This is a genomic window from Bacillus sp. JKS001846 (assembly GCF_900176455.1).
Lineage (GTDB): Bacteria > Bacillota > Bacilli > Bacillales > Bacillaceae_G > Bacillus_A > Bacillus_A cereus.
Window position 1 is genome coordinate 2,005,800 of record NZ_FWYG01000001.1, and the last position, 17,099, is coordinate 2,022,898.

Sequence of the window (17,099 nt, forward strand, 5' to 3'; positions counted from 1 at the left end):
TAATTACCGTATATAAATAAGGTAATTATCTTCTTTTTATTATTTTTTAATGTAAATCACGATATACGCCAATTACTTTCCCGATAACTGACACTTGTTTTAAAATGATAGGTTCTAATGAAGAATTTTCTGGTTGTAAACGGAAATGGTCTTTTTCTTTATAGAAACGTTTAACAGTTGCTTCATTATCTTCTGTTAAAGCGACTACAATTTCACCATTATATGCAGACTGTTGTTGGCGAACAACAACTAAATCTCCATCGAAAATACCAGCTTCAATCATACTATCTCCAGAAATACGTAACATGAACACTTGGTCTGCTCCAGCAACAATACTAGCTGGAAGTGGGAAATGTTCCTCTACGCTTTCGACCGCTGTAATTGGTAAACCAGCAGTAACTTTTCCGACAATTGGAACTTGAATAACAGATTGTGTTTCCGTATCCATTCGGTCTTCACCTAAAATTTCAATGGCACGTGGTTTTGTTGGATCGCGTCGAATGTATCCTTTTTCTTCTAATCGTGATAAATGTCCGTGCACTGTAGAACTAGAAGCGAGGCCGACTGCTTGACCAATTTCACGTACGGAAGGTGGATATCCTTTTTCTTGTACTTTTAGCTTAATAAAGTCGAGAATGTCTTGCTGGCGTTTCGTTAACTTTTCCATGTTTTCTAACACCTCGTTTTCTTTCATTTTTCTTATTAATAAGTATAACATGTGAAAAAACATTCTACAAACATAAGTTCGAACAAATGGCGGATTTATGTTACACTATAGGGAAATAATAGGGAGAAAGAGGGGTTCAAAATGAATGCAATTATTTATGCACGTGTGAGTACAACGAAAGAAGCACAAGAAACATCATTATTACGTCAAAAAGATGAATTATTGCATTTAGCTGAGCGCTATCAAATGAATGTTACTAAGGTGATTGAAGAGCAGGCTAGTGGATATACAATTGAACGTGACGGTATATTAGAGGTGTTGGATACAATTCGAGACGAACAAATTGATGTGTTACTTATACAAGATGAAACGCGTCTTGGTAGAGGAAATGCGAAGATCGCGTTAATGCATTGTTTACATAAAGAAGGCATAAAAGTATATACGCATACACATAACGGTGAATTACAATTGTCGGATTCTGATTCGATGGTATTAGATATTATTGGTATTGTTGAAGAATATCAAAGAAAGATTCATAATATGAAAATTAAACGAGGTATGCAACGTGCAGTAGAAAAAGGTTATCGTCCAGAAAAAAATTTAAAAAATCGTCATTTAAGTGTAGGAAGAGAGAAAAAAGAAGTGCCAATTGAGGAAATTGTACGTTTGCGAAAAAGTGAACTCACGTTTGAAGAAATTGCAGCAACATTACGTGGATTTGGTCATAATGTTTCAAAGGCGACTGTACATCGTAGATATGTAGAGTATACGAAGCAATTGCTTGATAAAGAAGAGTAACTATTGTATGATAATAATCAGTTTTGATTAGAAGGGGGATTCGAGATGATTAATCACGAACTCGTTGAACGCATTAACTTCTTAGCGAAAAAAGCAAAAGCTGAAGGTTTAACTGAAGAAGAGCAACGTGAGCGTCAATCGCTACGTGAACAATATTTAAAAGGATTTCGTCAAAATATGTTAAACGAACTTAAAGGTATTAAAGTTGTTAACGAAGAAGGTACAGATGTTACACCGACGAAATTAAAAGCTTTAAAAAAGCAAGATAATGCAAAATTAAATTAAAAGATGGGCGAAGCCCATCTTTTTTATTTGTAAAAATCGTTATTTAATAACTTTCCAGTTGTTATTAACTGTTGCTTCTATCGTTTTATGTTCCAATATATAATTAGCGATAAGTTCAGACATATCTGTGGGTATATCTTTTACTACTGGTTTGTTTTGAAACATAAAGAAATTTCCCCCGCCACTTGCACGATAATTATTCATTACAACGTCATATTCTTCATTCATATTAAGAGGAGCACTGTTATGCTGTAAAGATTCTACTCTTTCACCAATTGGTTTTGAAATGTTTAATACGTATGAAATCCCTTCCCACATATCATAATTATAATGTTGTGGCTTTGGTTCTATGTAGGTAGGACTTATGGTGATTGATCCATCTGTTTTTAATGTGAAATAAGAAGCAGAGAGTTCAAGAGCATTTTTTATATCTGCTCCAGTTATTTTAATTACTTTTAATGTGTTTGGATAAATATAATTAGAAACGATATCACGCATTGTTACATGTTCCGGGAAACCTGGAGATGTATTATGGAACAAACTTGTACAAGAAATTGATACATTAGCTATATTCATCTGTATTTTATTTATGAATTCTATAAAAGGATGATCATGCAAACGAGTTTGCATAGCATCTGAAATTTGCATGTCCCCTTGAATGATTCCAATAGGTTGATCAAGCCACTTTTGTGTTTTCTTTTCGTAATCGGCTACCAATGAAAGTACATCTTGGTCCGCCTCAAATCCTTGTACAGATAATAATTCAGAAGAACTCTCTTTTTTCACCCATTTATGTTTCGTTTTTTCGAATGTTACTTTTACTTTTCCAACTGAGTGTCCATTGCATCCGGTCTGTAAAATTGTTACACCGTTAGCCATTGTGTGAGAAATTTCCCGGTGTTGGTGGCCTGTTAATAAGATATCTATGCCTTCAATTTCATGGCACATTGCATATCCTTGGTTTTCTCCTGTTAACACTTCAGTCGGTACCCCGGTTTGTAAATCTCGTTCAACTCCCCCGTGATACGCTACGACTAGTAAATCTGGTTTCTCATGTTCGCGAATATAAGAAACCCATTCTTTTGTAGTCTTTAATGCATCTTCAAATAGTAAATCTTTAATGTGATGGGACTGTTCCCAATTTGGTATGTAATGTGTTGTTACCCCTAAAATAGCAATTTTTATATTGGATTCAATCTGTTTGATTATATAAGGTTTTCCGAAATAAGGTTTCTTTATGTTTTTATCTAAAATGTTTGCTGATAGGTACGGGAAGTTCGCAGTAGTCACAGCATTATTTAATATATCCATCCCGTAATTAAATTCATGATTGCCGATAATTGCAGCGTCATACTGTAAGTAATTCGCTAATAACGACATTGGGTTTTTTTTGTTTTTTTCGTATGTAACATAATGATAAGTAAATGGTGTTCCTTGAATAAAGTCGCCATTATCAATTAAAAGAACGTTTGTATTTTGGGAACGTTCTTTTTTTATAAGAGTAGAAATTTTAGCTAAACCAAGTTCTGCTGGGGAGTTATCTTGGTAGTGAATAGGATAAACAGTGCCATGTATATCGCTTGTTAATAAGATGTTTAAAGTTACAGTTTGATTTTGTTCCAATATGACTCACCTTTTCTATTGTTATCTTCCAATTCATCATATCAAATATGTGAAGAGAATTTTAATGTGAGTGTATAGAATGTGTAAAGATTCTGTAAATAATCAATTATTTGTAAAAATATGTGATATATTTCTTCATGTTTATGAAAGGTTATTTTATAACAATGAAAAATGGAGGCATTAATATGTTGAAAAAAGTTTTTGCAATGAGCACAACAGTTGTACTAGCAGCGGGATTATTAAGTGGCTGTGGAACGAAGGAATCAAGCGCAAGTAAAAATGAAGATACGAAAAAAGGGTATGTACCGAAGACTTTAAATGTTCAATTTGTTCCTTCTCAAAATGCAGATACGTTAGAGGCGAAGGCAAAACCGCTTGAGAAGCTATTAAGTGATAAGTTAAATATTCCAGTAAAAGTTAGTATTTCAACGAACTACAATACAATTGTAGAAGCGATGGCATCTAAACAAGTAGATGTAGGATTTTTACCGCCGACAGCGTACGTATTAGCACATGAAAAGAAGGCTGCAAATGTAATTTTACAAGCACAACGTTTTGGAGTAGAGAATGAAACAGGAGCCCCTACAAAAGATTTAGTAGATTATTATAAATCTGAGTTTGTTGTTAAGAAAGATTCAAATATTAATAGTGTAAAAGATTTAAAAGGTAAAAAAATTGGCTATCAAGATGTAACGTCATCAGCGGGATATGTGTGGCCTGCAGCTGTTCTATTAAAAGAGGGAATTGATCCGTTAAAAGATGTGAAACCTGTTACATTAAAAGGTCACGATCAGTCGCTTATTGCTCTTTTAAATGGTGACGTAGATGCGGCTGTTGTATTCCAAGATGCTCGTAATATTGTAAAAAAAGATTATCCGAATATATTTGATCAAACGAAAATAGTGAAATTTACTGAGAAAATTCCGAACGATACAATTTCTGTACGATCTGATTTAGATGCAGAATGGAGCAAGAAATTACAAGATGCTTTCATTGAAATTGGAAAGAATGAGGAAGGCCGTAAAATCATTAAAGAAGTATATTCACATGAAGGATATGTTAAATCTGATGATAGTAAATTTGATATCGTTCGTGAATATGGGAAGAAAGTAAAAACGCAATAATACATATGGAAATGGCAGCTAGCTGAAAGGGGATGTTTTCAGTTAGTTTGCCGTTTTGAATACATAGAAGGTAGGTAAGATGTGTGATAGAGTTTCGAAATGTCTCCAAAGTGTATCCAAACGGTACAAAAGGATTGAATAATATAAACTTGAAAATTCAAAAAGGTGAGTTTGTTGTAATGGTAGGGCTGTCTGGAGCTGGAAAATCTACACTTCTCAGATCCGTAAATCGTCTTCATGAGATTACCGAAGGAGAAATCATTATTGAAGGTGAGTCTATTACTGCTGCGAAAGGAAAAGGATTAAGGCGTATGCGCCGGGATATCGGTATGATCTTCCAAAGTTTTAACCTTGTAAAGCGATCAACAGTATTAAAAAATGTATTAGCTGGTCGTGTTGGATATCATTCCACATTACGTACAACGTTAGGTTTGTTTCCGAAAGAAGATGTGGAGCTCGCATTTCAAGCGTTAAAAAGAGTGAATATTTTAGAAAAAGCATATGCACGTGCTGATGAATTATCAGGAGGACAACAGCAACGTGTATCAATAGCTAGAGCATTGGCACAAGAAGCAAAAATCATATTGGCAGATGAGCCTGTTGCATCGTTAGATCCACTTACGACAAAGCAAGTATTAAATGATTTGAAAAAAATCAATGAAGATTTTGGAATTACAACAATTGTGAATTTGCATTCTATTGATTTAGCTAGGCAATATGCGACACGTATTATTGGATTACATGCAGGAGAAATTGTTTTTGATGGTTCAGTAGAAGAGGCGACAGATGAAAAATTTGCTGAAATTTATGGAGATGTAGCACAGAAAAATGAATTGTTAGAGGTGGCAGTTAAATGAGTGACGTAACGATATATTCGAAATCGATACCGAAGCCGCCGAGTAAGTTGAAACATATGTTAACGTTTATTTTAGTTATTTTAATGCTGTGGAGTAGTAGTGTACAAGTAGATGCATCATTTTCAAAACTGGTAGACGGTTTTCCCAATATGGTAGATCTATTGAAAGAGATGGTGCCACCTGATTGGAGTTATTTTCAAGTTATTACAACAGCGATGTTAGATACAATACGTATGGCCATTATTGGGACGACCTTAGGAGCGATTTTAGCTATTCCACTTGCACTGTTTGCAGCAAGTAATGTGTTTACTAACACATTTTTATACAGTCTAGCTCGAATGATTTTAAATTTGATACGAACGATACCAGATTTATTATTAGCGGCAATTTTCGTAGCGATTTTTGGAATTGGGCCACTTCCAGGTATTTTGGCTCTTACTTTTTTTTCAATTGGACTTGTAGCGAAATTGTTGTATGAGTCAATTGAATCAATTGATCCAGGTCCGTTAGAGGCGATGACAGCGGTAGGAGCTAATAAGGTGCAATGGATTGTTTATGGGGTAATTCCGCAAGTGAAAGCACATTTTGTCTCCTATGTTCTTTATACATTTGAGGTGAACGTACGTGCAGCAGCTGTTTTAGGTTTAGTAGGAGCAGGTGGTATTGGACTATATTATGATCGTACACTTGGATTTTTACAATATAAACAAACTGCTTCTATAATTATTTATACCCTTATTGTTGTTTTGTTAATTGACTACATTAGTACATTGTTACGGGAGAAACTATAATGAATAGAACGACGATGATTGTGCCAAAACCGAAGAAACCGAGTATATATCGCTGGATTATTTTAATAGCACTTACAGTTGTATATGTATGGGCCTTTTCAGGAGTACCATTAGAGGGGATAAAGGACACAGCAGGTGAAATCACGAAAGCAATTATGACAGGGATATTGAATCCAGACTGGTCGTATGTATCTTTGCCAGATGGTGAAGATTTATTACATGGATTAATTGATACGTTGGCAATTGCAATATTAGGTACATTTATTTCTGCATTTTTATCTGTTCCGTTTGCCTTTTGGGCGGCAACGAATATGAGTATTGGAAAATTAACTTCAGGATCTGGGAAATTTGTGCTTAGTTTTGTTCGTACGTTTCCTGAATTAGTTATGGCTCTTTTATTTATAAAAGCTGTTGGTCCAGGCTCTTTTGCAGGAGTATTAGCCTTAGGATTACATTCTATTGGAATGTTAGGAAAACTATATTCAGAAGGAATTGAAAACATAGATAAAGGACCGACGGAAGCGTTACTAGCAACAGGAGCAAACCGTTTTCAAATACTTTGGTATGCAGTGTTACCACAAGTGTTACCGGATTTTCTATCGTATACGTTATACAGATTTGAAATTAATGTACGATCCGCTGCGATTTTAGGGGTTATTGGAGCAGGAGGGATTGGTACACCTTTAATTTTTGCGCTGAGTTCACGGAATTGGTCTCGTGTTGGGATTATTTTATTAGGTATCATTTTAATGGTAATTATAATTGATTGGATTTCAAGTTCGATTCGGAAACGGATTGTTTAACTTATTGGAAAAGCATCGAAGTTAGATGCTTTTTGTGTTTTTAAAAACGTATTAAAAAAAGTAAGTATAGAAGAAGTTTGTATAAATATGCAGATAATTCCCTTTCTTTTCAAAATAAAAATAATGAAAAAGTATGTCATATTGAATGCCCATACATTCACGGAAACATTGATTTTTTTATAAAAAATCAAAAAAATATCAACATATTTGTCGATACATGTTGTATAATCTTGCGTGGGAAGCTATCATATAAATGTATAAAACGTTTACTAATATAAGCGAAGGGAAGAATAGCATGTCACATTCAATCGAACAACTTTCTATCAACACGATTCGCACATTATCCATCGATGCGATTGAAAAAGCAAACTCTGGTCACCCAGGAATGCCAATGGGTGCAGCACCAATGGCTTATACATTATGGACTCAATTTATGAAACACAATCCAAATAACCCAACGTGGTTTAACCGTGATCGTTTCGTATTATCTGCAGGTCATGGTTCAATGTTATTATACAGCCTACTTCACCTATCTGGTTATGATGTAACAATGGATGACTTAAAGAACTTCCGTCAATGGGGAAGCAAAACTCCAGGACATCCTGAGTACGGTCATACAGCTGGTGTAGATGCAACGACTGGTCCACTTGGACAAGGTATTGCAACTGCTGTAGGTATGGCAATGGCTGAAAGACATTTAGCTGCTAAATATAACCGTGATGCGTATAGTGTAGTAGATCATTATACATACGCTATTTGTGGTGATGGAGATTTAATGGAGGGCGTTTCTGCTGAAGCATCTTCATTAGCTGCTCATTTACAATTAGGTCGTCTTGTTGTGCTTTATGATTCAAACGATATTTCATTAGATGGCGATTTAAATCGTTCATTCTCTGAAAGTGTAGAAGATCGTTACAAAGCATACGGATGGCAAGTAATCCGTGTTGAGGATGGAAACGATATTGAAGCAATCGCGAAAGCAATTGAAGAAGCGAAAGCTGACGAAAAACGCCCAACGCTAATTGAAGTAAGAACGACAATTGGTTTCGGTTCTCCAAACAAATCAGGAAAATCAGCTTCACATGGTTCTCCACTTGGTGTAGAAGAAACGAAATTAACGAAAGAAGCATATGCTTGGACTGCTGAGCAAGACTTCCACGTAGCAGAAGAAGTATATGACAACTTCCGTAAAACAGTACAAGATGTTGGTGAAACTGCGCAAGCTGAGTGGAACACGATGCTAGGTGAATATGCACAAGCATACCCAGAATTAGCAAACGAATTCCAAGCAGCAATGAACGGTCAACTTCCAGAAGGTTGGGAGCAAAACCTACCAACTTATGAATTAGGATCAAAAGCAGCAACTCGTAATTCTTCTGGTGCTGTAATTAATGCAATTGCAGAGTCTGTACCATCATTCTTCGGTGGATCTGCTGACCTTGCTGGTTCTAACAAAACATACATGAATAACGAAAAAGACTTTACAAGAGATGATTACAGCGGTAAAAACATTTGGTACGGTGTACGTGAGTTCGCAATGGGTGCAGCAATGAACGGTATTGCACTACATGGTGGTTTAAAAACTTACGGTGGTACGTTCTTCGTATTCTCTGATTACTTACGTCCAGCAATTCGCCTTGCAGCATTAATGCAATTGCCAGTAACGTATGTATTCACACATGACAGTATCGCTGTTGGTGAAGATGGTCCAACACATGAACCAATCGAGCAATTAGCAGCGCTTCGTGCAATGCCAAACGTTTCTGTTATCCGTCCTGCTGATGGTAACGAATCTGTTGCAGCTTGGAGACTTGCTTTAGAATCTACAAACAAACCAACTGCTTTAGTATTAACTCGTCAAGACCTTCCAACATTAGAAGGTGCAAAAGATGATACGTATGAAAAAGTAGCAAAAGGTGCATATGTAGTTTCTGCAAGCAAGAAAGAAACGGCTGATGTAATCTTACTTGCAACTGGATCTGAAGTAAGCCTAGCTGTTGAAGCTCAAAAAGCATTAGCAGTAGACGGCGTTGACGCAGCGGTTGTCAGCATGCCATCTATGGATCGCTTCGAAGCTCAAACTGCAGAGTACAAAGAATCTGTATTACCAAAAGCAGTAACAAAACGTTTCGCAATCGAAATGGGTGCTACATTCGGATGGCACCGTTACGTAGGTCTTGAAGGAGATGTGTTAGGTATCGATACATTCGGTGCTTCTGCTCCTGGTGAGAAGATTATGGAAGAGTATGGATTTACTGTAGAGAACGTTGTTCGTAAAGTAAAAGAAATGCTTTAATGATTTCAGAAAAATCTCTCCGGCATGGAGAGGTTTTTCTATGTAAATGAGTTTTTTCGACAGAAAAAGTTTTTTATCTCTCCGCAGTCAGACAATCATTGCAAATTTTCTTATATATAATGAAGAGAAAAGGTTGTCCAGATTGGGAGTGGAAAAATGAAAACGTATGAATTGTATTTAATTCAAGAGGATATTGCGAAAGCTTATTTTGGTCGTGAATATTTGTTTTTTGATTTATTTGCTCGATTTTCAGAATCTGGGTCCCTTTCGGAGAAAAAAGTGTTATATAAGCAAATGATGTATATAACGATGCCATTGCAAGTAATGAAAATTCATCATAAATTAGAACAAGCTTTGCGCGTTCTTGGTAAATATGATAGAACACATCATACACATACACTTTATACGGGAGCGGAGTACGGCGAAATAATGGTGAAACCGCACTATATTCGTATGAATACCTCTGGAAATGTCTCTATGGAAACAACATTCTTTGAGGTGTTAAGAAAGTGTGAATTAACATTTTTAGCTATGGATTATGAAAATACAAAGTACGGATGGCTGAATCCTCTAAAACAAGTACGAACATATGTGTAAAAAATGTCGAATTGTATCTTGTCTTATTGAAAAGGTTTTAGTACACTGTAAGGTAGACAACATGAAGGAGGAAAATATATGCCAATTTGGTTAGGTATTCTAGTGGGCGTAGTAGCACTAGTAGCAGGCGTGGCGTTAGGATTTTTCATTGCCCGCAAATATATGATGAATTACTTACAAAAAAATCCACCAATTAACGAACAAATGTTAAAAATGATGATGATGCAAATGGGACAAAAACCTTCCCAAAAGAAAATCAATCAAATGATGAGCGCAATGAACAAGCAACAAATGAAATAAGCGCTAAAAGACACTCGCTAAAAGACACTCGCTAAGAGTGTCTTTCTTTTTGTTAGTTATAGTTTTTAAAACTTTTAAAAATTCTGTATTTTTGGTAAACTGAAAACATCGCTCATTTTAAGGGAGGAGGAAAAAAATGAAAGTGTTTATGAATTTAGCGTGGTTTTTTAAACAAGAAAAACGAGCGTACATAACTGGAATTATTTTATTGTTTGGCGTTGCACTTTTAGAACTTGTAGCACCAAAAGTAATTGGAATCGTTGTAGATGAAATTAATGATGGAACATTGACGACCGATAAGTTACTAAAATGGGTTGTACTATTAGTAATTGTAGGCATTACGATGTACATATTACGTTACATATGGCGTATTATGATTTTCGGGTCTTCATTAAAATTAGCTCGCCAATTACGAAAAAATTTATATGAACATTTTACAAAGATGAGTCCATCTTTCTATCAGTCAAATCGAACAGGTGATTTAATGGCACATGCGACCAATGATATTCAAGCGATCCAGCAAACTGCTGGAGCAGGTGTTTTGACGCTTGTTGACTCATTAGCTGTCGGAGGATGTGTACTCGTAGCGATGGGTTTTACAATTAGCTGGAAGTTAACATTATTAAGTTTAATTCCAATGCCGATTGTAGCTATTTCGACAAATTATTATGGAACTTTATTACATAAAAGGTTTCATAAAGCACAGCAATCGTTTTCGGAAATCAATGATAAAGTGCAAGAGAGTATGAGTGGAATGAAAGTGATTCGCTCGCTTGGACAAGAGAAAGAAGATTTGCAGGCGTTTCGAAGAAAATCAGAAGATGTTGTACATAAAAATGTGTTAGTTGCACGTATTGATTCGTTATTTGATCCGACAATCTCTCTTATCGTTGGATTTTCTTTTTTAATCGCAGTATGTTATGGATCGGTATTAGTTGTAAGAGGTGAATTAACAGTAGGTGATCTCGTTACATTTACGACATATTTAGGTACCCTCGTTTGGCCAATGTTAGCGTTTGGATGGTTATTCAATATTATGGAGCGTGGGCGAGCTTCATATGACCGTGTAGAAAAAATTCTTTCACAAAAATCAGATGTAGTAAATAGCGAAAAAGCTGTACAGACAATAGCGAGCGGTAATGTTTCGTTTGCCGTTGATTCATTTTCGTATAAGAAAAATGAATTGTTACATTTAAACGATATTCACTTTGATTTGAAGAAGGGCGAAACGCTAGGAGTTGTAGGACGTACAGGCGCAGGGAAAACAACTTTATTAAAATGTTTAATCCGTGAGTATGATCATTTTAATGGTGAATTAAAAATTGGGGAGCGAGATATTCGAGATATAACACTTCATGGTGTCCGTTCTGCCATTTCATACGTGCCGCAAGATCATTTTTTATTCTCAGCAAGTATTGGTGAGAATATTGCCTTTGGAAAGGCGGATGCTACATATAATGAAATTACCCAAGCTGCAGAGATTGCTTGTATTCATAATGACATCCTCCAATTTTCAGAAGGATATGAAACAGTAGTAGGGGAAAGAGGTGTTTCGTTATCTGGTGGCCAAAAACAGCGAATCTCTATTGCTCGTGCTTTATTAACAAATGCTGAAATTTTAATTTTGGATGATTGTTTATCAGCAGTAGATGCAAAAACAGAAGAGACGATTTTAAGTGCCTTAAAGAGGGAAAGAGCAGGGAAAACGACGATTATTACTGCACACCGATTAAGTGCAATTCAGCATGCCAATCTTATTCTTGTTGTTGATGAAGGTAGAATTGTACAAAGAGGTACACATGAGGAATTAATGAAGGAAAACGGCTGGTATAAGGAAATGTATGAAAGCCAGCAATTAGAAGCTTTAGTCGAGAAAGGAGGCGTATGATGGTAGAGAAGAAGCGAAGTGATTTAAGTAGATTGCTTTCCTATATGAAGCCATATAAAGGGTTGCTATCTTTAGCATTTATCTTTTTAGTTGGTGCGACAGTAACGGAAATGATGGGTCCTTTTTTAATTAAACAATTCCTCGATGAACACCTAGTACCGCGGGATTTTGAACGATCAGCGCTCGTTACTTTATTTGTAATTTACATAGTTGCTCATTTATTAAAAGTATTATTTACGTATTTAAATCTATTGTACTTTCAGAACATTGCTTTTAAGATTGTTCAAGATATGCGAGTTGAAGTATATGAACATGTTCAAAAGCTGTCATTAAGTTTCTTTGATCGTACGCCGATTGGTACACTTGTATCGCGTATAACAAATGATACGGAAGCGATTAAAGATTTTTATGTTAGTGTATTATCAACATTTGTGAAAAATGTAGTCTTTTTAGTAGGTATTTTAGTAGCGATGTTTTTATTAGATGTAAAATTAGCGCTATTTTCTCTCGTATTAATTCCGATAATGTTTGCGATTATGGTATTATATCGCCGGAAAAGTGCAGCTTTTTATTTAGAAGTACGTAATCAACTAAGCGTGTTAAATGCAAAGTTGAACGAGTCCATACAAGGAATGAATATTGTTCAAGTGTTCAGACAAGAAAAACGTATGAGAAAAGAGTTTGAAGAAGTGAATAATAAACATTATAGTGCAGGGCGACGTACTTTGAAGTTAGACGCATTACTTTTACGACCAGCTACGGATTTAGTGCATATTGTAGCTATTGCGTTAGTACTAGGTTTATTTGGGATTGATGCTTTAAAGAGCCCTGTTGAAGTAGGAGTTTTATATGCTTTTGTTAACTATATACATCGTTTCTTCCAACCTGTAAATGAGATGATGATGAAATTGTCCTTTTTTCAACAGGCACTTGTTTCGTCATCACGTGTATTTCATTTAATGGACGAGAAAGATTTAGCACCGGTTCAAAAAGGCAATGAGAATCCTCAAGTTGTGGATGGGGATATTGAATTTAAAAATGTTACTTTTTCATATGATGGAAAGCGTGACGTTTTAAAAAATGTATCATTTCACGTGAAACAAGGGCAAACGGTTGCTTTTGTTGGGCATACTGGTAGCGGAAAAAGTACGATTATGAATTTGTTAATGCGATTTTATAATATTAAGTCAGGAAATATTGTAATAGACGGTGTAGATTTAGAAAAATTTGAAGAACGAGAAATTAGAAAGAAAATAGGACTCGTATTGCAAGATGCATTTTTATTTGCTGGAAATGTAAAGCAAAATATTCGTATGTATAATGAAGAAATTACGGATGAAGAAGTAAAAGAAGCTGCTCGATTTGTGCAAGCAAATACGTTTATTGAAAAGTTACCAAAACAGTATGAAACAGAAGTAGTAGAAAGAGGTGCAGCATTTTCAAGCGGTCAACGACAATTAATTGCTTTTGCTAGAACGATAGCAACGAATCCGAAAGTATTAGTATTAGATGAAGCAACAGCTAATATCGATACAGAAACAGAAGAGGCTATTCAAACAGCGTTGCAACAAATGCGAAAAGGTAGAACGACGATAGCCATTGCGCATAGGTTATCTACAATTCAAGATTCAGATCAAATTTTTGTGATGCATGATGGAGAGATAGTAGAAAGAGGAACACATCAAGAATTACTAAGTGAGCAAGGTTTGTATTATAATATGTACTTGCTACAAAATAAAGTGAGTTTGCAAAAGGCCTTGTAATACAAGGTCTTTTTTATTTTGTATACAACATATGTTTACTCTTTGTTTCTATAGCATAAATGTTGTGTCCTCTTATGAAACTTGTACATATTGTATGTATACGAAGTAAAAAAATTGATAGGAGATTTTATATGCAAAACAGATCAAGTTCAAATGTTACGTTTATTGATGTGTCTCATTGGGAAGGGAATATTGATTGGAATGCAGTGAAGGCATCTGGAATTCCAGCAGCGTATGCAAAAGCGACAGAAGGTGTAAACTACATTGATCCTACTTTTACTAAGAATGTACAAGCAGCACGAAATGCGAATGTATTAATTGGTGCATACCATTTTGCACGCCCAGAACAAAATGATGCAATTTCAGAGGCAAAATATTTTGTGGGTATATTACAAAATAACCAGACAGACTTAATGCCAGTTCTGGATTTAGAATCACCAACAGATCCGAGCAACAGTAATTTAACTGGTAACGCTATATCGAATTGGGCAAGAAGCTTCATAAATTATGTGAAACAGGCTACTGGAAAAGATGTAATGTTATATACAGGAGTTTGGTATATTAATGAGTTCGGAATTAGCGGATTAAGTGATATACCGCTTTGGATTGCTAAATACTCGAGTACACCGCCTGCTGATGCTGGTGGATGGACAGCGTGGACAGCGTGGCAGTACACAGATTCTGGACAAATTTCAGGCGTAGGAAATTGTGATGTATCAGCTGCAGTTTCATTAGAAGCTTTAAAAGGGAATGGAGCAAGTGGTGGAGGTAATGTTTCCCCGCCTAATAATGCAACTCCAGTGTACGGGGTTGCTATAATTAATGGAGATAATGTGAATTTGAGAAGTGGACCATCTTTACAGTCTAGTGTAATTCGCCAATTGAATCGTGGCGAAACATATGAAGTTTGGGGAGAACAAGATGGATGGCTTTGTTTAGGGACAAATCAGTGGGTATATAATGATCCGAGTTATATTCAGTATAAACATTATGTAGCGACTATTACTGGTGATAATGTAAATTTGCGTGATGCTCCATCATTAAATGGAAATGTTATAAGACAGTTACATCAGGGTGAATCGTATCGAGTGTGGAGTAAGCAAGATGGATGGCTTTGCTTAGGGACAAATCAATGGATATACTACGATCCGAGTTATATTCAGTATGGTGTACAATAGAGTGAAAATAAAAGGTGCCCCGTCAGAGGTGCCTTTTATTAAAAATATACAACTTTTACAAAGTCTATATCGAAACCATAGTATACTATAGTAGATATATTTATAAAAAATAATCGAAAATGAAATAAAGGAGTAAAAATATGAATTATGTGCTAATAGGTGCGATTTTAATATTATTAGCTGTAGCATTTGTGCTGTTTTATAAAAATAAACAGTTAGAATCAGAGAGTCAGCAAGTGGAATTTGAAAAGAAACAAGCGATTGAAACGTATAAAAATGAAATTGCAGCTACAGTGATAGAGCATAAAGAACAACAAAATAATTTAAAAAATATGGAACAGAAAAAATACAATGATTTACAAGTAAGTGCAAATAGAGAAATTGAAAATATGCGTATGATGAAAAATCAATTAGCTATGCAGCATAGTAAAGAACGTAGTGAAATGCAAAATAAACATAATAACGAAATACATATGTTTCAAAAATTAATTGCAAATTTACGAGAATATACTAAAAACGGTGCTGAAATGAATACGTACGAAACATTACATTATATGAAGCGAGGATTCATAGAGCAAGGCATCATATTAGATGCTGAAATTCAAATCATGCCGAATGTTTTTATTAAAAATAATAGTGAAATAAACGATAATCGAATCCATCATCTCATCTTGTGCAAAACTGGTATTTATCTATTTGAGACGAAAGAATGGGAAGAGAAATTAATTCATGGTTTAACGAAAGAAAATGCTGGTATATATTCATTTATGATTGATGAAATGGGTAAGTATCAACAAGAAGTTGAAAAAGAAGAGACATTTGAATATATAGTAGGTAAAGATTCGTCAACTATACAAGTGAAAAATGAAGGAAATCCAGTATATAAGGTGAAGAAACTATCTCAAATTTTATACAATTGTTTGAAAGAAATGCAGGCTAATAGTATAAAAGAAAAGGTAAAACCAGTTGTATATTTTTATAATGAAAATGGAAAAGAAATAATAGATCTTTCTAGTGAGGAAACACCTAGATTAAAAAATCGGGAGCAAATTGTAACGTTCTTCAGAAATGAAATCTTAGCAGGGAAAGTAGTATATACAGTGCAAGAATTAGAACAGATTCGAGAAATGATTAGCCGGATGAATTATATAGTGAGTTAAAAGGGGAGATCTTTCTGAACGCTATGCTACGTGGCATTTTGTATGTCTATTTTTGTTTGTATATAGTAATGTACATTCTATTTATATTCGTCATTGATATGGTCCATATACCCTTAAGTGTAAGGAGCATTTTTGTAGTATTCATACCATTTGTTTTATTAGTCATGATTCAAAGGGCTATTTTATATGTTTCTAAAAATCGTAATGAAGAAAAGAAGCAAATGTTGGGGGTTTTAATAGTAGCACTCATACCATTAATAGTGTGCACTGTACAACTAAGTGTAAATGAATATACATCAAAGTTTAATCAAAATAGATGGTTAAATCATGCAGATAAGCGGGTATATATGGTAGATGATCTATTACAAAAATATAAATTAATAGGGAAATCAAATGAAGAAATTATACAATTGTTAGGAGCTCCAACGGAAACGAGAAGTGGGGAAGAAGGAGTTACCACTTTGTATTATCTTGGGACTGAACGTGGCTTTATTCCAATAGATAGCGAACAGCTTGTTTTCCAATTTGATAGAGATGGAAAAGTCATGGAATATACGGTGCATAAAGATTAATGAAACGTAGAGGGAAGCTATATGTTATAGCTTCTTTTTTATTTTTCAATATGTCACGGAAGGGGGAGAAGGTTTTTGAGTGGAATAAGGAATGAAAGCGGAGGTGATGCATATATATAGATGCATTGGGTGATTATTAGTCCGATTGGTGAGGGGTAATAATTAATAAGTACGGACAAAAACCCCACTCATTAAAGTTTTACTTTATCATATTGTATAAATGAAAAGGAGGTAAGACGGTGAAAGCAATCCCGACTGATGTCCTGAGTAAAGAATTGATGGAAAGAGAAGGAGTTATATCTATTACAGTAAAGGAATTTGAAAAAATAGAAGTAGCTGGAGTAGTGGTCGCTGGTCCAGCGGTTATTTTGATTAATCAAGATTAAGTACATATTTT

The 17,099-nt window shown here is 35.0% G+C and carries 17 protein-coding genes; 15 read left to right on the forward strand and 2 right to left on the reverse strand.

Annotation, left to right across the window (positions count from 1 at the left end; translation table 11 throughout):
* Nucleotides 1–46: 46 nt before the first annotated feature.
* Nucleotides 47–667 (reverse strand): transcriptional repressor LexA, encoded by a 621-nt coding sequence (gene lexA, locus B9A45_RS10925; RefSeq protein WP_000413738.1) that lies wholly within the window; start codon nucleotides 665–667, stop codon nucleotides 47–49.
* A 141-nt stretch (nucleotides 668–808) separates the two neighbouring features.
* Between lexA and B9A45_RS10930 the strand changes: the two genes are divergently transcribed.
* Both B9A45_RS10930 and B9A45_RS10935 read left to right on the forward strand, forming a co-directional pair.
* Nucleotides 809–1,465 carry a YneB family resolvase-like protein gene (locus B9A45_RS10930; RefSeq protein ID WP_000991472.1) on the forward strand — a complete coding sequence of 219 codons (657 nt, stop codon included), beginning with the start codon at nucleotides 809–811 and terminating at the stop codon, nucleotides 1,463–1,465.
* 45 nt (nucleotides 1,466–1,510) lie between these two features.
* Nucleotides 1,511–1,750, forward strand: a complete 240-nt coding sequence (locus tag B9A45_RS10935; protein ID WP_000607015.1) for a DUF896 domain-containing protein — start codon at nucleotides 1,511–1,513, stop codon at nucleotides 1,748–1,750.
* A gap of 39 nt (nucleotides 1,751–1,789) precedes the next feature.
* On the opposite strand, the gene B9A45_RS10940 is transcribed toward B9A45_RS10935, so the two are convergent.
* The gene (locus tag B9A45_RS10940; RefSeq protein ID WP_000437446.1) at nucleotides 1,790–3,373 is read right to left on the reverse strand and encodes a bifunctional metallophosphatase/5'-nucleotidase; all 1,584 of its coding nucleotides are present in this window, start codon (nucleotides 3,371–3,373) and stop codon (nucleotides 1,790–1,792) included.
* A gap of 185 nt (nucleotides 3,374–3,558) precedes the next feature.
* Here B9A45_RS10940 and B9A45_RS10945 point away from each other — a divergent pair, with 185 nt between their 5' ends.
* The 13 genes from B9A45_RS10945 to B9A45_RS11010 all read left to right on the forward strand — a co-directional run bounded on the left by B9A45_RS10945 (nucleotide 3,559) and on the right by B9A45_RS11010 (nucleotide 17,088).
* Nucleotides 3,559–4,497, forward strand: coding sequence for a phosphate/phosphite/phosphonate ABC transporter substrate-binding protein (locus B9A45_RS10945; RefSeq protein WP_000915068.1), 939 nt, complete (start codon nucleotides 3,559–3,561; stop codon nucleotides 4,495–4,497).
* Between the two features lie 83 nt (nucleotides 4,498–4,580).
* Nucleotides 4,581–5,354, forward strand: coding sequence for a phosphonate ABC transporter ATP-binding protein (gene phnC, locus B9A45_RS10950; protein WP_000569247.1), 774 nt, complete (start codon nucleotides 4,581–4,583; stop codon nucleotides 5,352–5,354).
* Nucleotides 5,351–6,145 (forward strand): phosphonate ABC transporter, permease protein PhnE, encoded by a 795-nt coding sequence (gene phnE / locus B9A45_RS10955; RefSeq protein WP_001286376.1) that lies wholly within the window; start codon nucleotides 5,351–5,353, stop codon nucleotides 6,143–6,145. Before phnC ends, phnE (B9A45_RS10955) begins: the two co-directional genes overlap by 4 nt.
* On the forward strand, nucleotides 6,145–6,948 hold the full coding sequence (phnE, locus tag B9A45_RS10960) for a phosphonate ABC transporter, permease protein PhnE (RefSeq protein WP_084064027.1): 804 nt from the start codon (nucleotides 6,145–6,147) through the stop codon (nucleotides 6,946–6,948). The genes phnE (B9A45_RS10955) and phnE (B9A45_RS10960) overlap by 1 nt, the downstream gene beginning before the upstream one ends.
* Nucleotides 6,949–7,243: 295 nt before the next feature.
* Nucleotides 7,244–9,244 (forward strand): transketolase, encoded by a 2,001-nt coding sequence (tkt, locus tag B9A45_RS10970; RefSeq protein ID WP_000019782.1) that lies wholly within the window; start codon nucleotides 7,244–7,246, stop codon nucleotides 9,242–9,244.
* A 156-nt stretch (nucleotides 9,245–9,400) separates the two neighbouring features.
* A complete protein-coding gene (gene sirA / locus B9A45_RS10975; protein WP_000860645.1) occupies nucleotides 9,401–9,841 on the forward strand; it encodes a sporulation inhibitor of replication protein SirA in 441 nt (146 codons plus the stop codon).
* Between the two features lie 78 nt (nucleotides 9,842–9,919).
* A complete protein-coding gene (locus B9A45_RS10980) occupies nucleotides 9,920–10,141 on the forward strand; it encodes a YneF family protein (protein WP_001123317.1) in 222 nt (73 codons plus the stop codon).
* Between the two features lie 136 nt (nucleotides 10,142–10,277).
* Nucleotides 10,278–12,029 carry an ABC transporter ATP-binding protein gene (locus B9A45_RS10985; RefSeq protein WP_000862453.1) on the forward strand — a complete coding sequence of 584 codons (1,752 nt, stop codon included), beginning with the start codon at nucleotides 10,278–10,280 and terminating at the stop codon, nucleotides 12,027–12,029.
* Nucleotides 12,029–13,792 (forward strand): ABC transporter ATP-binding protein, encoded by a 1,764-nt coding sequence (locus B9A45_RS10990; RefSeq protein WP_000229523.1) that lies wholly within the window; start codon nucleotides 12,029–12,031, stop codon nucleotides 13,790–13,792. The genes B9A45_RS10985 and B9A45_RS10990 overlap by 1 nt, the downstream gene beginning before the upstream one ends.
* A 131-nt stretch (nucleotides 13,793–13,923) precedes the next feature.
* Nucleotides 13,924–14,970: a GH25 family lysozyme gene (locus tag B9A45_RS10995; protein WP_001181392.1), complete on the forward strand. Its 1,047-nt coding sequence runs from the start codon at nucleotides 13,924–13,926 to the stop codon at nucleotides 14,968–14,970.
* A gap of 140 nt (nucleotides 14,971–15,110) precedes the next feature.
* On the forward strand, nucleotides 15,111–16,130 hold the full coding sequence (locus B9A45_RS11000; protein WP_084064029.1) for an NERD domain-containing protein: 1,020 nt from the start codon (nucleotides 15,111–15,113) through the stop codon (nucleotides 16,128–16,130).
* 23 nt (nucleotides 16,131–16,153) lie between these two features.
* Nucleotides 16,154–16,702, forward strand: coding sequence for a hypothetical protein (locus tag B9A45_RS11005; protein WP_000943751.1), 549 nt, complete (start codon nucleotides 16,154–16,156; stop codon nucleotides 16,700–16,702).
* Between the two features lie 239 nt (nucleotides 16,703–16,941).
* Nucleotides 16,942–17,088: a BC1881 family protein gene (locus B9A45_RS11010; RefSeq protein ID WP_000644411.1), complete on the forward strand. Its 147-nt coding sequence runs from the start codon at nucleotides 16,942–16,944 to the stop codon at nucleotides 17,086–17,088.
* Nucleotides 17,089–17,099 lie beyond the last annotated feature (11 nt).

Excerpts from the sequence above, each read along its gene's own strand:
- B9A45_RS10945 (WP_000915068.1), top strand. The coding sequence starts at position 3,559 with ATGTTGAAAAAAGTTTTTGCAATGAGCACAACAGTTGTACTAGCAGCG.
- B9A45_RS10990 (WP_000229523.1), top strand. The coding sequence starts at position 12,029 with ATGGTAGAGAAGAAGCGAAGTGATTTAAGTAGATTGCTTTCCTATATG.
- B9A45_RS11000 (WP_084064029.1), top strand. The coding sequence starts at position 15,111 with ATGAATTATGTGCTAATAGGTGCGATTTTAATATTATTAGCTGTAGCA.
- phnE (WP_001286376.1), top strand. The coding sequence starts at position 5,351 with ATGAGTGACGTAACGATATATTCGAAATCGATACCGAAGCCGCCGAGT.
- lexA (WP_000413738.1), bottom strand. The coding sequence starts at position 667 with ATGGAAAAGTTAACGAAACGCCAGCAAGACATTCTCGACTTTATTAAG.
- sirA (WP_000860645.1), top strand. The coding sequence starts at position 9,401 with ATGAAAACGTATGAATTGTATTTAATTCAAGAGGATATTGCGAAAGCT.
- B9A45_RS10995 (WP_001181392.1), top strand. The coding sequence starts at position 13,924 with ATGCAAAACAGATCAAGTTCAAATGTTACGTTTATTGATGTGTCTCAT.
- B9A45_RS10930 (WP_000991472.1), top strand. The coding sequence starts at position 809 with ATGAATGCAATTATTTATGCACGTGTGAGTACAACGAAAGAAGCACAA.
- tkt (WP_000019782.1), top strand. The coding sequence starts at position 7,244 with ATGTCACATTCAATCGAACAACTTTCTATCAACACGATTCGCACATTA.
- B9A45_RS10980 (WP_001123317.1), top strand. The coding sequence starts at position 9,920 with ATGCCAATTTGGTTAGGTATTCTAGTGGGCGTAGTAGCACTAGTAGCA.
- B9A45_RS10985 (WP_000862453.1), top strand. The coding sequence starts at position 10,278 with ATGAAAGTGTTTATGAATTTAGCGTGGTTTTTTAAACAAGAAAAACGA.
- B9A45_RS10935 (WP_000607015.1), top strand. The coding sequence starts at position 1,511 with ATGATTAATCACGAACTCGTTGAACGCATTAACTTCTTAGCGAAAAAA.
- phnE (WP_084064027.1), top strand. The coding sequence starts at position 6,145 with ATGAATAGAACGACGATGATTGTGCCAAAACCGAAGAAACCGAGTATA.
- B9A45_RS11005 (WP_000943751.1), top strand. The coding sequence starts at position 16,154 with ATGCTACGTGGCATTTTGTATGTCTATTTTTGTTTGTATATAGTAATG.